This window comes from Corticimicrobacter sp. (genome assembly GCF_040137905.1).
Lineage (GTDB): Bacteria > Pseudomonadota > Gammaproteobacteria > Burkholderiales > Burkholderiaceae_B > Corticimicrobacter.
The window spans coordinates 61,947-76,139 of record NZ_JBEFDG010000058.1 but is presented as its reverse complement, the minus strand read 5'-3'; the positions used below and the strand labels follow the sequence as shown (position 1 = coordinate 76,139).

General features: G+C 63.6%; 12 protein-coding genes. 8 read left to right on the top strand and 4 right to left on the bottom strand.

The genetic code is table 11. The features are described from left to right. The first annotated feature begins 28 nt into the window (after positions 1-28). Both pyrE and ABN482_RS10080 read left to right on the top strand, forming a co-directional pair. A complete protein-coding gene (gene pyrE / locus ABN482_RS10085) occupies positions 29-700 on the top strand; it encodes an orotate phosphoribosyltransferase (RefSeq protein ID WP_349503866.1) in 672 nt (223 codons plus the stop codon). A 163-nt stretch (positions 701-863) separates the two neighbouring features. Further along, positions 864-2,432: a methyl-accepting chemotaxis protein gene (locus ABN482_RS10080; RefSeq protein ID WP_349503865.1), complete on the top strand. Its 1,569-nt coding sequence runs from the start codon at positions 864-866 to the stop codon at positions 2,430-2,432. Between the two features lie 32 nt (positions 2,433-2,464). Here the strand turns inward: ABN482_RS10080 and ABN482_RS10075 are convergent, their stop codons facing one another. Then, positions 2,465-3,397 carry a helix-turn-helix domain-containing protein gene (locus ABN482_RS10075; protein WP_349503864.1) on the bottom strand — a complete coding sequence of 311 codons (933 nt, stop codon included), beginning with the start codon at positions 3,395-3,397 and terminating at the stop codon, positions 2,465-2,467. Between the two features lie 143 nt (positions 3,398-3,540). On the opposite strand from ABN482_RS10075, the gene ABN482_RS10070 reads away from it, so the two are divergent. The 3 genes from ABN482_RS10070 to ABN482_RS10060 are packed head-to-tail and all read left to right on the top strand — an operon-like array spanning position 3,541 to position 7,929. Then, positions 3,541-5,574 (top strand): TonB-dependent receptor, encoded by a 2,034-nt coding sequence (locus ABN482_RS10070; RefSeq protein WP_349503863.1) that lies wholly within the window; start codon positions 3,541-3,543, stop codon positions 5,572-5,574. Between the two features lies 1 nt (position 5,575). Then, positions 5,576-6,640: a methyltransferase domain-containing protein gene (locus tag ABN482_RS10065; protein ID WP_349503862.1), complete on the top strand. Its 1,065-nt coding sequence runs from the start codon at positions 5,576-5,578 to the stop codon at positions 6,638-6,640. Next, entirely contained in the window at positions 6,640-7,929 is a 1,290-nt protein-coding gene (locus ABN482_RS10060) for an MFS transporter (protein WP_349503886.1), read from the top strand. The genes ABN482_RS10065 and ABN482_RS10060 overlap by 1 nt, the downstream gene beginning before the upstream one ends. Before the next feature lie 221 nt (positions 7,930-8,150). On the opposite strand, the gene gatB is transcribed toward ABN482_RS10060, so the two are convergent. The 3 genes from gatB to gatC are packed head-to-tail and all read right to left on the bottom strand — an operon-like array spanning position 8,151 to position 11,436. Continuing rightward, a complete protein-coding gene (gene gatB / locus ABN482_RS10055; RefSeq protein WP_349503861.1) occupies positions 8,151-9,599 on the bottom strand; it encodes an Asp-tRNA(Asn)/Glu-tRNA(Gln) amidotransferase subunit GatB in 1,449 nt (482 codons plus the stop codon). Further along, positions 9,596-11,131 (bottom strand): Asp-tRNA(Asn)/Glu-tRNA(Gln) amidotransferase subunit GatA, encoded by a 1,536-nt coding sequence (gene gatA / locus ABN482_RS10050; RefSeq protein WP_502877274.1) that lies wholly within the window; start codon positions 11,129-11,131, stop codon positions 9,596-9,598. Before gatA ends, gatB begins: the two co-directional genes overlap by 4 nt. A 2-nt stretch (positions 11,132-11,133) precedes the next feature. Next, complete coding sequence (gene gatC, locus ABN482_RS10045) at positions 11,134-11,436, bottom strand: Asp-tRNA(Asn)/Glu-tRNA(Gln) amidotransferase subunit GatC (protein ID WP_349503860.1); 303 nt, start codon at positions 11,434-11,436, stop codon at positions 11,134-11,136. 207 nt (positions 11,437-11,643) lie between these two features. On the opposite strand from gatC, the gene ABN482_RS10040 reads away from it, so the two are divergent. The 3 genes from ABN482_RS10040 to mreD are packed head-to-tail and all read left to right on the top strand — an operon-like array spanning position 11,644 to position 14,190. Continuing rightward, positions 11,644-12,687, top strand: coding sequence for a rod shape-determining protein (locus tag ABN482_RS10040; protein ID WP_349503859.1), 1,044 nt, complete (start codon positions 11,644-11,646; stop codon positions 12,685-12,687). 28 nt (positions 12,688-12,715) lie between these two features. Next, positions 12,716-13,633 (top strand): rod shape-determining protein MreC, encoded by a 918-nt coding sequence (gene mreC, locus ABN482_RS10035; RefSeq protein WP_349503858.1) that lies wholly within the window; start codon positions 12,716-12,718, stop codon positions 13,631-13,633. Then, positions 13,630-14,190, top strand: a complete 561-nt coding sequence (gene mreD, locus ABN482_RS10030; protein ID WP_349503857.1) for a rod shape-determining protein MreD — start codon at positions 13,630-13,632, stop codon at positions 14,188-14,190. Before mreC ends, mreD begins: the two co-directional genes overlap by 4 nt. Positions 14,191-14,193 lie beyond the last annotated feature (3 nt).

Here is a 14,193-nt window from a genome sequence, read left to right as displayed (position 1 = left end):
GTTTCGCATTTGCTTCGTGGATATCGCCATGTCAGATTTTCGTCGTGATTTCGTCCGTTTTGCCCTGGATCAGGGTGTGTTGCGGTTTGGCAGTTTCGTGACCAAGTCCGGTCGCGTCAGTCCCTATTTCTTCAATGCCGGACTGTTCAACAGCGGCGCTTCCATCGGTCGCCTGGCGCAGTTCTACGCAGATGCGCTGGTCAAGTCCGGTCTTTCGTTCGACATGCTGTTCGGCCCTGCCTACAAGGGCATTTCGCTGGCGGCGACCACGGCCGTGGCGCTGGCCGGGCATGTCGGCCTGCAAGGGCGTGACGTGCCATTCGCCTTCAATCGCAAGGAAGCCAAGGATCATGGCGAAGGCGGTACGCTGGTGGGCGCGCCGCTGACGGGCCGCGTGGTCATCATCGACGATGTGATCACTGCCGGTACTTCGGTGCGGGAATCGGTCGATATCATCCGTGCGGCCGGTGCCGAGCCGGCGGCCGTGCTGATTGCCATGGACCGGCGTGAACGGGCGGGCAAGGACGATGCGCTGGCGGCCTATTCCGCCGTGCAGGAAGTCGAGCGCCAGTACGGTATTCCGGTGGTCAGCATCGCTTCGCTGGAGGATATCCTGAGTCTGCTGGATGATGACACGCGTTTTACAGAGCATCGCGATGCCGTCCTGGCGTATCGCGCACGCTACGGTATTGATCTTTGATTCGATTTCTTTCGTGGCAAGGGTTCCCGGCAGATCTGAAAGTAATTTGTACGTATCAAAATATTAATTAAATCAATGAAGTATTTTGATTGCGGTCAATGTATGGAAGTGGGAATGCATATCACAATTGCAGCTTTCTCTCCCTCCCTGCTGCATCCGAATCATGCGTGTGAATCTGCCTACTACCAACACGGAGTACACCTACCCCGGAGATGACCTGCTGATGTCCACGACGGACACCAAGGGGGTCATCACACACTGCAATGCAGCCTTCAGTCGTATCGCAGGGTACAGCGTCGATGAACTGATCGGACAGCCGCACAACATCATCAGGCATCCCGATATGCCGCCCGAAGCCTTTTACGATATGTGGGCAACCGTCGGACGTGGGCGTGGCTGGACGGGTATCGTCAAGAACCGGCGCAAGAACGGCGACTACTATTGGGTGCGTGCCAATGTGGCACCCATCATGGAAAAAGGCAAACCCAAGGGGTACATGTCCGTGCGGACCAAACCCTCGGAAGATGAGGTGCGGGCGGCGGAGGCGCTATACGAGAAAATACGTGTGGAGCGAGAGTCCGGGCGTTCCACCTTTTATCTGCACCGCGGCAACGTACGCTACAAGGGCTGGCGCAATCTGCTTGCCAAGCGTCATCGTCTGACGCTGACGCAGCGCCTGGCCTTCCTGGTGTCCGGCCTGACGGCTCTGGCCCTGCTTCCCGGCATCCTGGTCTGGCTCGGTGGCGGTCAGACATGGCTGTGGGCAGGACATGCAGCATTGGTGCTCATGGTGGCCATGCTGCTGGTGTCGCGATTTGACCGAGTATTGACACGCCCCCTGGCAGAGGCGGATATGCTGGCGCGAGACCTGATGATCTGCAATCTGACGCGCCCGGTATCCTATGTGCATGGCTTGCATCCTGTTGGACAATTGAGTGAGCGCTTGCGGCAGGTACAGCTCAATCTACGGGCAGTCATCGGGGATGCCCGTGCAGAAATTGCCGGTTTTGGCCAGATTTCTGCCATCCTGGCGCATGACGCCGGAGACCTTTCCGCCCGGACCGAAGCGCAGGCAGGCAGCCTGGAAGAAACAGCAGGTTCAATGGAACATCTGGCGCGTACGGTCAAGCAGTCGCTCGAGAGCGTGCAGGCGGTGTTGCATGAAAGTGGCCGCAGTGCTGCGCTGGCGAATGAGGGGGGCGAAGCCGTGACACAAGTGGACAAGGTGATGCAGGATATCGCGCTGTCATCTTCCCATATGGGTCGGTTTGTCGAGGTCATTGGAGGCATCGCAGCCCAGACCAATATCCTGGCGCTCAATGCTGCCGTCGAGGCTGCTCGCGCAGGAGAGCAGGGCAAGGGATTTGCGATCGTCGCCAACGAAGTTCGCGCGCTGGCGCAGCGCAGTGCCGATGCGGCGCGCCAGATACGGCATCTGATCAATCAGACGAGTGACCAGATAGGCCATGGCGTGCAGCAGATGGAGGCCGTTGCCCAGGCCATCAGGCAGGTTGTGGCCTCCGTAGCCCAGGTGAATCGATCGATGGAAGAAATCCACGCAGTGGCGCACGAGCAAACTACAGGCATCGAGCAGGTCAACCAGGCGGTAGGGGAACTGGATCAGGTAACGCAGCACAATGCTGCCATGGTGGGATCGACCGTGCAGTCTGCCGAGCAGTTGAGCCAGAATACGGGCGGGCTGGCCCGTACCTTGGCCGTATTCCGTCTATGACAGCCGATTGGGCACATCGCGCCATCAGGTGCTCAATTTGTTTCTGAGTGGCTGCTGACCTGGATCAGGCCGGCCTTGCTGCGGGGTGCCTTGAATACCGATTTGGGCGGATAGCCGTGGAATCGGCTGAACGCGGCGCTGAAGTTGCTGGGATGGCCGTACCCGACGGCATAGGCGGCTTCGGCGACCTGGCAGCCGGCCTGCAGGAGCGCCTGCGCCTTGCGCATGCGCAGCATCAGCAGCACCTGTCCGGGGCTGGCCTGAAAGCGTGCCGCAAATCCCTGGCGCAACTTGTTCACGTTGAGACCGACCCGGGCGGCCAGGGCCGTGATCGACAGGGGCTGGCCCAGCTCTTCTGCCAGCAACCGGTAGGCCAGGTCGATACGGTCCAATTCGCGCTGCCCCAGGGGGCGTTGCGAGTCGAGGGCGGCAGGTCCGACCGGCAATTGCCCGGCCAGCAACTGCAGCATCAGGATATGCAATTGCAGTCGGTCCGGCCGGGGCCGGCTGGCCTGGCACAGCAGTGCTTCGAGCGCGTTGTGATCACTGGATGACAACGGCCTGGCCGACAGTTGCAGGATGTCCGTGTCGGGCAGCGGCATATCGGTGCCTGGCTCGCAGTACTGTGCCAGGGCATCCTGAGGCACGATCATGCGCAGTTGCCTGACCGCACGCTTGCCCTGGTAGAGTCGTGCGCCATCGCTGGCGCGAAATGCCGTCAGGGTGGCATGACCAGGCTTGAAGACAAGCTCGGTACCGCTGCGGTTGCGGAAAGCCGATTCTCCCTCCAGGCCGAATGTCAGCACCATGAGCGGGCGGATCGGTTGCTGGCGGCTGGCCTCGGCCAGGTCGCGATCCGGCCGATACTCGGTATAGAGCAGCCGGAAATCCTGGATGGCAGGCAAGGTGCGCGTGAGGCACGGACCTGCTTCCTGCCCGGTGGCGTCGTCCTGTGCGGTTCGCATATGAAAGGATGCGGTTGCCATACGAATATGAATGATATTCATTATTGATGCTGTCTATTATAGAGAGACGGCGGGCGTCTGTCCCGCAGTGATCGTTTTCCGGCAGGAGGGCGATCTTTCTTCTTTCTGTTTGGACGGTATCTATGGATATTTTTGCTGGGCCGGGCCGGCGCGTGGGCGTTGCGATCCTGGTGGCGGCGGGTGGCTGCAGTACCTTGTTGCCGTGGCGGGCGACGTGGGCGCAGCCGGCATCGGTGGACAGGCCCGGGCCGGCTGCGCTGGCTCCTATCGTGGTGAGTGCGCAGAAACGCGATCAACTGCTGCAGGACGTGCCTGCTGCCATTGCCGTGATCTCCGGTGACGACCTGCAGGCCGAGGGTGCGCAGGGGCTGGATGCCTTGCCCGGCATGATGACCGGGCTCGGTTTCCAGCCGATGGGACAATCCGGTCTGATGCCACCGGTGATGCGCGGGCTGAGTGCCAACGTGACCTCCTTTTCGTCGTCGGTGGCGCTGGTGGTGGACGGCGTGCCGACCCTGCGCGCGCAGGGTTTCGACGATCCCCTGCTGGGCGTGGAGCAGGTCGAGGTGCTTAAAGGGCCGCAGTCCACCCTGTACGGGCGCAATGCCGAGGCCGGCGTGATCAGTATCCAGACTCGCAAGCCTGGCAATGAGCCATATGCCATGGTGTCCGGCAATCTGGGCAACCACGGCCGGCGTGGCCTGCAGTTCGACGTCAGTACCCCGGTGAGTGAAGACAGCCTGTATATCGGCGTGGCCGGTGGCGTGACCCGGCAGGATGGTTTCATCGACAATACTTATCGTGATGAAGAGCTGGGTGGGCAGTTGCGCCGCAGCGGCAGGCTGGTTCTGCGCTGGACGCCCGGCGTGCGCACGGACGTGGTGCTGCGCCATACGCGGGCCGATTACGATGACGATGCTTCGCTGTGGGGATCGCCGTCGGCACCACGCGCCGAAGTCCGCTCCGGCACGGATGGCTGGAACCGTTCCCGTGCCCGCACGCTGTCGCTGGATGTCGCCCATGAGTTCGAGTCGGGACTCAGGCTGCGTGCCATCAGTGCGCGCAATACCTACAAGGACGATTTGCAGCAGGATACCGATTTCATGCCGGCCGACATGATGCATATCGGCCGGGACCATGACTTCAAGGGCGTGTCGCAGGAATTGCGCCTTGAGGGCACGGCAGGCAAGACAAGCTGGCTGGCAGGCCTCTACCTGGACCGGGATACCCAGGATCTGCGTTTTGCCCAGAAGACGCCGATGGCCCTGGTGCGTACCGAGGCGCGCCAGAAAAGCCGTACGTTGGCCCTGTTCACGCACTGGACCGTACCGCTCGGCGGTGCCTGGTCGGTGACGGCGGGCGGGCGGATCGAGCACAGCAGCGTGGATTTCGACCTGCCGGGTGAAAGTGGGCAGTCGCGTGGATGGACCCGTTTTTCGCCCAAGCTGGCCGTTCACTATGCCTGGCGGCCCCAGACCGCTTTCTATGCCAGTGTCTCCGAAGGTTATCGCGCCGGGGGGTTCAATGCGTTCGCTCCGGCCGCTTACCGCGACTACGATCCCGAAAAGGTACTGGCGTTCGAAATGGGTGCCAAGGGCCATGCGTTTGACGAACGGCTGCAGTATGGCGCCTCGCTCTACTACATGACCATACGCCAGATGCAGGTACAGCAGATGGGCCTGCCTGGCCAGGTATTCATGACCAATGCCGCATCCGGCCGGTCGCTGGGGGCGGAGTTCGATGTGTCGCTGTGGCTGGATCGGGGTTGGCAGTTGCAGGCAGGGCTGGCATTCAACCAGAGCCGCTTCCGTCGCTTCCAGGATGGTGCAGCCGATTACGGTGGCAACCGCAATCCGTTCTCGCCGCAGCTCAGCGGCTATGCCGGGCTGCGCTACCAGTCTGCCGGGGGCTGGTATGCCCAGGCCAGGGTGCAGGGAGCCGGCAAGGTATACCTGGATGCGGCGAATGACTATCGCCGCGCCGGGTTCGGCATCGTCAATCTCAGTGCCGGTTATCAGTTCGATACGGTCGATGCGACGCTGTACGTCAACAACGTGGCTGACCGGACCTACGATGCGATCGGCTTTCTCAACGGTCTCGTGACCATCTACAGCCCGCCGCGCGAGGTAGGGCTGCGACTGACCTGGAGGATGTGACATGACGAATGAAAATGAGACGGTTGCGATGCCGGACATGACCCAGACACACCCCCTTGATCCACTCTGGTCACTGTCGCTGATGTCGGTGCGGGCGGATGCGCTCGATACGGCACTGGAGCTGGGACTGTTCAGCCAGTTGCTGCGGCCGCAGACCGCAGCGACGCTGGCAGAATGCACACAGCTTGACGAAGCGGCGTTGCAGGCACTGCTGGATGTGCTCTGGAGCATGGGCATTCTCCTGCGGCGGCGTTGCCATTCGCGGGTGCCATGCCGTTATGGCTTCGAACTGGCCAGTAGCATGATCCGTTGGTTGAACCCTGAGAGTCCTGAGTATTGCGGTGACTCGTTGCGCTTTCGTCTGCATTCGATGCGGCGTTTCGGGGCGCAGTTGCCGCAACTGCTGCGGCAGGGAAACATGGCACCGGAGGCGGCAGGGCAATCCTCCTGGGCGCAGGCCGCGCAATCCCAGATATGGCAGGAGCAGGGGGCGGCGACGGCTGGCCTGGCTGTGCAGGCGGTAAGGCAACTGAAGGAACTGGATGGGCCGCGCCGTTTCCTGGATATGGGCGGCGGGCCGGGTCGGGTGGCGATCTCACTGGCGCAGGACCAGCCGCTTTGGCAGGGCGTTGTCTTTGACCAGCCGGAAACGGCGGCAGTGGCCGGCCAGGCGATCGCGCGTGCCGGACTCTCTGACCGGGTGCTGGCGCAGGGCGGCGATATGGAGCAGACGGCGCTGGGCGGGGGCTACGATGTGATCTGGTGCTCGTCGGTCCTGCACTTTTGCTCCGATGTGCCGAAGATGCTGGCCCGGCTGTATGAAGCGCTGGCACCGGGCGGGTATCTGCTGGCGGCCCATGCCGAATTGCCTGATGATCGCGAGCTGGCAGCCCGGATTCTGCCGTATTACCTGCCGTTGCGCATGCGTGGCAGGACCCTGTGGCGGCAGGGTGAACTGGCCATCATGATGCGGCAGGCAGGTTTCGGACGCCTGCACGAAACCATGCTGGAGAGTTATCCGCTGGCACCTGCCTGCCTGGTAAGTGGTCGCCGGGAGGCTCCGTGATGCGGGGATTGCGCTGGCATCATGCGGCCTTCGGGCTGGCCAATCTGGTCCTGTTCACCCCCAGCGTGTATCTGCTGCTGGGGCTGCCGCTGATCATGCGCCAGCATGGCTGGTCGGGCACGGAGATCGGGCTGTTCCAGCTGGTGGGGCTGCCGTCCCTGCTGAAATTCCTGCTGGCCATGCCGGTACAGCGCTGGGGCGGCACAGGGGAGCGATATGGTGCCTGGGCCTGGTGGCTGGGAGGTGGCTACGTGCTGACGCTGCTGGCATTGTCGTGGGTGGATATCGATACGCCCCGGCCGTTGCTGTTCCTGCTGGCGACCGCTGCCGCGTTGATGTCGACCTGGGTCGATATTCCGGTCAATGCGGCCGCCTTTCGCATGATGCCGGAGCAGGAGCGGATGCGTGCAGGCGGTATCCGTTCTGCGGCGTTGTTCGCGGGCGGTATCCTGGGGGGCGGTGTCATGCTGCTGGTACAGCAGGCATATGGCTGGGCTGCACCCTTCATCCTGATGGCCGTGCTGGTGCTGGCAGTCCTGTGGCTGCTGTACCGGCTGGGCAGTCTGGAGGCGCAGGGGGGCCGGCATACTGACCTGATGGTGTCGGAGGTGTCTGCGCCGGCGGCAGCGCTGCCTGTCGACAGCGTGACTGACATGGGTGCGGCCCCACTGTGGCCGGGCCGGGCGCTGCGGGATTTCTTCGGGCAGCCGGGGGCATGGCGCTGGGCCTGGTTGCTGCTGGCCTATTTTCCACTGCTGGCGGCAGCCTGGGTGTTTCTCAAGCCGATGCTGCTGGATCGTGGTTTCAGTGCCGCGCATGTGGCCTGGATTGCGGGCGTGATGGGTGGCAGCCTGGGGGCCTGCGCCAGCCTGCTGGTGGCACGCTGGGTACGGGCTGGTCGTACGGACGCCATTTTGCCTGTCTCGGCATTCTGCAATGTGATGGTCTTGGCGCTGATGGCCCTGGCGGTCTGGTTGCAGGCTGCCCGCCCCGTGCTGCTGGGGCTGGCCTTGCTGCTGGGGGCGGCCATGGGCGTGACATCGGCGCTGGTGTTCGGGCTGATGATGGATTTTGCCCGTCATGCACGCCAGGCGGTGGATTACGGCATCCAGTCCAGCCTGTTTGGATTGGGACGGGTCGCCATGCCGCCCGTGGCGGGTGTATTGGTCGATACGGTGCGCTATGAGGGTATGCTGGCCTGCCTGGCGTTGGGGGCGGGCGTGGTCTTTCTCGCCGCACTGCGCGGTTGTGGTGCTGCGCGTGCTGTCAGGACTGGTGGCACCGGCTGAGTGTGCAAGATGCCCCCACGCTGCGCCTGCGGCTTGCTGCCCCCCAAGGGGGTGCGTTTTGCCTTGGGAGCGGCCCGGCGGCAAAACATGCTCCCACGCTGCGCCGGTCGCTTGCGGCCACCCAGGGAGCACTTTTGCCCTGGGTGCAGCCCTGCAGTAAAAAATAACGCCCTCGCAGGCTTGGCCTGCAAGGGCGCATGAGGTATGCCGGGCAATCGTGCCTAGGCGCTCAGCTTGTCCTTGAGCAGGCTGTTGACCTGGGCCGGGTTGGCCTTGCCGCGGCTGGCCTTCATGATCTGGCCGACCAGCGAGTTGAAAGCCTTTTCCTTGCCGGCCCGGAACTCCTCGACCGATTTGGCGTTGGCAGCCAGCACGTCGTCGATGATCTTCTCGAGCGCACCGCTGTCGCTGATCTGCTTCAGGCCCAGCGATTCGATCAGGGCATCCACGTCGGAGCCCTGGCCGGTCCAGATGGCATCGAAAACCTGCTTGGCGGCATTGTTGGAGATGGTGCCATCGGCGATGCGCGTGACCAGTTGCGCCAGTTGCGCGCTGCCGATCGGCAGACTGGCAAAGTCGAGGCCATCGTTGTTGATGCGACGGGCCACTTCGCCCGTTACCCAGTTGCTGACCAGCTTGGGCTGGCCGCTGCTGCGGGCCGCAGCCTCGAAGAACGCGGCCGAGGCCTTGTCCTGCGTCAGTACACCGGCATCATAGGCCGACAGGCCATATTCCTGCTCGAAGCGGTTGCGTTGCGCATCGGGCAGTTCGGGCATGGTGGCACGGACTTCCTCGATCCACTGCGGCGAGATGATCAGCGGCGGCAGGTCGGGATCGGGGAAGTAGCGGTAGTCGTGCGCGTCTTCCTTGCTGCGCATGCTGCGGGTTTCGTCGCGGTCGGCATCGTACAGGCGGGTTTCCTGCACCACGGTGCCGCCGTCCTCGATCAGTTCGATCTGGCGACGTGCCTCGAACAGGATGGCACGCTCCAGGAAGCGGAACGAGTTGACGTTCTTGATTTCGGCACGGGTGCCGAATTCCTTCTGGCCGACCGGGCGCACCGAGACGTTGGCATCGCAGCGGAACGAGCCTTCCTGCATGTTGCCGTCGCAGATGCCGAGCCAGACCACCAGGCTGTGCAGGGCGCGGGCATAGGCTACGGCCTCGGCAGCCGAGCGCATCTCGGGTTCCGACACGATTTCCAGCAGCGGCGTGCCGGCGCGGTTCAGGTCGATGCCGCTGGCGGGGATGCCGTTCATGTCGAGATGGTCGTCGTGCAGCGACTTGCCGGCGTCCTCTTCGAGATGGGCGCGGGTCAGGTTGATGCTCCGCAGCTCACCGTCAAGCAGGAAACTGATGGTACCGCCCAGCACGGTGGGCAGGTCGAACTGGCTGATCTGGTAGCCCTTGGGCAGGTCGGGATAGAAGTAGTTCTTGCGGGCGAACACCGAGACGGGGGCCACCTTGCCGCCCACGGCCAGCCCGAAGCGGATGGCGCGTTCGACGGCCCCCCGGTTGAGCACCGGCAGGACGCCGGGCAGGGCCAGATCGACTTCGTTGGCCTGGGTGTTGGGCTCGGCACCGAAGCGGGTGCTGCTGCCGGAAAAGATCTTGGATACGGTGGAAAGCTGGGCGTGGGTTTCCAGGCCGATGACGATTTCCCAGTTCATGCGAGCTCCGGCGTATGGGTGTGCCAGTCGGTGGCGTGTTGGTAGCAGTCGGCGATGGCCAGCAGGCGACCTTCGTCGAAGTAGTTGCCGATCAGGTGCAGGCCGACCGGGCGGCGGGCATGGTCGCCCTGGCCGAAGCCGCAGGGGATCGACATGCCGGGCAGGCCGGCCAGGTTGACACCCAGCGTGTAGATGTCGGCCAGCCAGTCGGCGGTCGGATCATTCCGGTTGTCGCCCAGGTTGCGGGCCACGGTCGGGGCGACCGGCCCCATGATTACGTCGCACTGGCCGGCAAAGGCCTGCTGGAAGTCCTGGGCAATCAGGCGGCGCAGGCGCTGTGCCTGAAGATAGTAGGCGTCGTAGTAGCCATGCGACAGCACATAGGCACCGATCAGGATGCGGCGTTGCACTTCGGCACCGAAGCCCTCGGCGCGCGAGCGGGCGATCATGTCGTTGAGGTCGCCGAACTCGGCGGCACGGTGGCCGTAGCGCACGCCGTCGTAGCGCGACAGGTTGCTGGAGGCCTCGGCGGGTGCAATCACGTAGTAGGCCGGGATCGACAGTTCGGTACGCGGCAGCGAGATATCGACCAGCGTTGCGCCCAGTGATTCGAACTGAGCCAGGGCGGCCTGCACGGCGGCGCGGACATCATCGGCCAGGCCGGTACCGAAGAATTCGCGCGGCACGCCGATGCGCAGCCCGGTCAGGGGGCGTTCGCCCTGCACCTGCTGGGCGTCCAGTGCCGCCTCGAAGGCGCTGCGCACGCGACCGGACTCGTTGCGCGTGCCGTTGCAGGATTGCACGCTGGTGGCATCCGCAGGGTCGAAGCCGGACATGACGTCGAGCATTTCGACGAGGTCGCGGGCGTGCCGGGCCAGGGGGCCGCCCTGGTCGAGGCTGGAGCCGTAGGCGATCATGCCGAAGCGCGAGACGGTGCCATAGGTCGGCTTGATGCCGCTGACGCCGCAGAACGAAGCCGGCTGGCGGATCGAGCCGCCGGTATCCGTGCCGGTCGTGGCCAGCACGTTGCGCGCGGCGACGGCGGCGGCCGAGCCGCCCGACGAGCCGCCTGCCACTGCGGTGGTGTCCCAGGGATTGCGGACGGCACCGAAGATGGTGTTTTCGTTGGCCGAACCCATGGCGAACTCATCGCAGTTGAGCTTGCCCAGCGAGACGGCACCGGCACCACGCAGACGGGCCACCACGGTGGCGTCGAACGGGCTGACGTAGTCCTTGAGCATATTGCTGGCTGCCGTCGTGCGCCAGCCCTGCGTGACGAACAGGTCCTTGTGAGCGATCGGGATGCCGGCCAGCGGCCCGGCCGAGCCATCGGCCAGTGCAGCGTCGGCGGCGCGGGCCTGCTGCAGGGTCAGTTCTGGATCGATCTGCACGAAGGCATTGAGGGTGGCGTGGTGTGCCTGGGCAGCCTCGAGTGCGCTGCGGGCAACTTCCTCGGCGCTCAGGCGTCGTGCACGCAGCGCCTCGCGCAGCGCGGCAATGCCGGCGAATTCGGTATGGATGGGATGCGACATGGTTATTCGATGACCTTGGGAACCAGAATCAGGCCGTCCTGGACGGCCGGGGCGTTGGCCAGCAGCGCCTCGCGGCTGCAGTTGCCGGGTGCGACGGCATCGTCGCGCAGCCGCAGGGCGATGTCGGCATGGGCCGCCAGTGGTGTGGACAGGGGTTCGACATTGTGCGTGTCGACGGCCTGGAGCTGTTCGATCAGGGCCAGGATATCGTTGAGTTCACCCTGCACGGCGGTGCGCTGTTCACCAGTGATGGCGATGTTGGCAAGCCGGGCGATGCGGGTGACGTCTTGTTCGTTGAGCGCCATGTGATTTTGTAAGCAAGTATCAGGTGCATGGAGAGGCGGCAATCCGCCGCCTGCCTGTGTAGGCCGAGATTCCGGGGTCTGGTGCGGAATGTCTCTTTGCCAAAAGTAATGCATTTATGGCAAACCCGAGGGTTTTGTATGCATATATGGTACCGATTATAAGTTATGATTCATCGTTTACTTCACCCCCGTTCTGGCTGAATCCTCATGTTCGGATTTCTCCGCAGTTACTTTTCCAGCGATATGGCGATCGACCTCGGGACCGCCAACACGCTTATCTACGTTCGCGGCAAGGGCATCGTTCTGGACGAGCCCTCGGTCGTGGCCATCCGCCACGATGGTGGCCCGTATGGCAAGAAAGTGATCCAGGCCGTTGGCCACGAAGCCAAGCAGATGCTTGGGCGCGTACCCGGCAACATGGAGGCTATCCGGCCCATGAAGGACGGCGTGATCGCCGACTTCACCGTGACGGAGCAGATGCTCAAGCAGTTTATCCGGCTGGTGCACCCCCGCAACATGCTGGCCCCGAGCCCGCGCATCATCGTCTGCGTGCCCTGCGGTTCGACCCAGGTCGAGCGCCGTGCGATCCGTGAGTCCGCACTGGGTGCCGGCGCAAGCCAGGTCTACCTGATCGAGGAACCCATGGCTGCCGCCATCGGTGCCGGCCTGGCGGTGGCAGATGCCAGCGGTTCCATGGTCGTCGATATCGGCGGCGGCACCACCGAGGTCGCCGTGATCTCGCTGGGTGGCATGGTCTACAAGGGTTCCGTGCGCGTGGGCGGCGACAAGTTCGACGAGGCCATCGTCAACTACATCCGTCGCAACTACGGCATGCTGATCGGCGAGCCCACTGCCGAGCTGATCAAGAAAGAGATCGGCTCCGCCTTTCCCGGTTCCGAAGTGCGCGAGATCGAGGTCAAGGGCCGCAATCTGGCCGAAGGTGTGCCACGCAGCTTTACCGTGTCGTCCAACGAAATCCTCGAGTCGCTGACCGATCCGCTCAACCAGATCGTCTCGGCCGTCAAGATCGCGCTCGAACAGACGCCGCCCGAACTGGGTGCCGACATCACCGACAAGGGCATTGCCCTGACCGGCGGTGGCGCGTTGCTGCGTGACCTGGATCGCCTGCTGCAGGAAGAAACCGGCCTGCCGGTTGTCGTGGCCGAGGATCCGCTCACTTGCGTGGTGCGGGGTTGCGGTGATGCACTTGAGCACCTGGAAAAGCTGGGTGCGATTTTCATCAACGACTGATCGGGCCTGACGGTCCGTACCCAGGCAGATGTCGGCCCAAACCGCTCCCAGGCTTTTCCGGCATGGGTACTCGGCCGGCATTCGTCTGCTGGTGCTGGTGCTGGCCGCGCTGGCGCTGTTGTTCTTCGATAGTCGCAGCAAGTCGCTCGAGCCGGTACGGCAGGTCATTTCCACAGGGCTTTATCCCTTTCAACGGCTGGTTGCCTTCCCCGGTGACCTCACAGCCGAAGTCAACGGCTGGATGAATGCAGCCGCCATGATCCGCCATGAGAACGAGGCGTTGCAACGGCAGCGCATCGAACTGGCGCAGGTCAGCACCCTGGCAGCCCAGCTTGCCATCGAGAATGGTCAGTTGCGGCGTCTGCTGGGGGTCGTCGATACGCTGGATGAGTCTGCTGCCGTGGTCGAGGTGCTGTACGAGCCCGCCCATCCTTTCCAGCAGAGGCTGGTGTTCAACAAGGGGTCGCATGATGGCATTGCCCCTGGCATGCCGGTGATCGACGAAGGCGGTGTCATCGGACAGATCATTCGTGTCACCCCCTTTACTGCCGAGGCGGCCCTGCTGACTGACGAACTGGTGTCCATCCCGGTACAGACATTGCGCAATGGCCTGCGGCTGATTACCTTTGGCGGTAACCAGCCGGGTCAGCTTGAAGTCCGCTACGTGGCGTCCAATGCCGATATCGAGACAGGTGACGTGCTGGTGACCAGTGGCGTGGGCGGCTGGTTTCCGGCGGGCCTGCCGGTGGGCAAGATCGAGGACATCGAGCGTGATTCGGCCAGTGGTTTCGCTCGCGCCACTGCTGCGCCGCTGGCGCATCCTGAACGCTATCGTCACTTTCTGGTCCTGAAGACGGATCCGCAGCAATCACTGTCGCAGGAAGGGCAGGAACAGGGGCAGGCAGAGGCGTCGACTGCACCTCCCCAGGATGAGGTGGCACCATGAGCCAGGATCGACGGATATACGCTACGCGCCCCCTCAAGCCTCGCGCCCGCATCGAGCCGGAGCAGATGAGCCGCCCGCTCAGTGGTCGCCTGGTCTGGGGCTCGCTGGCGCTGGTCTGGCTTTTGTCGCTGGTGTTCTGGCGCGGCGGCGACATGCGTCCCGATTTGCTGCTGGTGACGCTGGCCTTCTGGTGCGTGCACGCGCCCAGCCGGGTCGGCCTGATCACCGCTTTCCTGATGGGGCTGGTCATGGATGTGCACGATGCCGCCCCGCTGGGGGGGCAGGCGCTTGACTATACGCTGGTGGCCTATGCGGCATGGCTGCTGCACCGGCGATTGCAGCATTTCGATCTGTTCGGTCAGGCAGTCCACATGTTTCCTGCCTTCATTGTGGCGCACTTCATCACGGCCGTACTCTACAGTCTCATCCACGGTGCGTGGATCGGCTGGAGCTGGCTGGTGGGCGCGGTGCTGACTGCCTTGCTGTGGCCGGTGATCGGCTGGCTGCTGTTGCTGCCTCGGCGACACGCCGGTGATGCCGACCGGGCCAGTAACTGACGG

Bases quoted from the DNA above. Each gene is read 5' to 3' on its own strand.
- mreD (WP_349503857.1), top strand. From the start codon at position 13,630: ATGAGCCAGGATCGACGGATATACGCTACGCGCCCCCTCAAGCCTCGC.
- gatB (WP_349503861.1), bottom strand. From the start codon at position 9,599: ATGAACTGGGAAATCGTCATCGGCCTGGAAACCCACGCCCAGCTTTCC.
- ABN482_RS10040 (WP_349503859.1), top strand. From the start codon at position 11,644: ATGTTCGGATTTCTCCGCAGTTACTTTTCCAGCGATATGGCGATCGAC.
- ABN482_RS10060 (WP_349503886.1), top strand. From the start codon at position 6,640: ATGCGGGGATTGCGCTGGCATCATGCGGCCTTCGGGCTGGCCAATCTG.
- mreC (WP_349503858.1), top strand. From the start codon at position 12,716: ATGTCGGCCCAAACCGCTCCCAGGCTTTTCCGGCATGGGTACTCGGCC.
- ABN482_RS10065 (WP_349503862.1), top strand. From the start codon at position 5,576: ATGACGAATGAAAATGAGACGGTTGCGATGCCGGACATGACCCAGACA.
- gatC (WP_349503860.1), bottom strand. From the start codon at position 11,436: ATGGCGCTCAACGAACAAGACGTCACCCGCATCGCCCGGCTTGCCAAC.
- ABN482_RS10075 (WP_349503864.1), bottom strand. From the start codon at position 3,397: ATGCGAACCGCACAGGACGACGCCACCGGGCAGGAAGCAGGTCCGTGC.
- ABN482_RS10070 (WP_349503863.1), top strand. From the start codon at position 3,541: ATGGATATTTTTGCTGGGCCGGGCCGGCGCGTGGGCGTTGCGATCCTG.
- ABN482_RS10080 (WP_349503865.1), top strand. From the start codon at position 864: ATGCGTGTGAATCTGCCTACTACCAACACGGAGTACACCTACCCCGGA.
- gatA (WP_502877274.1), bottom strand. From the start codon at position 11,131: ATGTCGCATCCCATCCATACCGAATTCGCCGGCATTGCCGCGCTGCGC.
- pyrE (WP_349503866.1), top strand. From the start codon at position 29: ATGTCAGATTTTCGTCGTGATTTCGTCCGTTTTGCCCTGGATCAGGGT.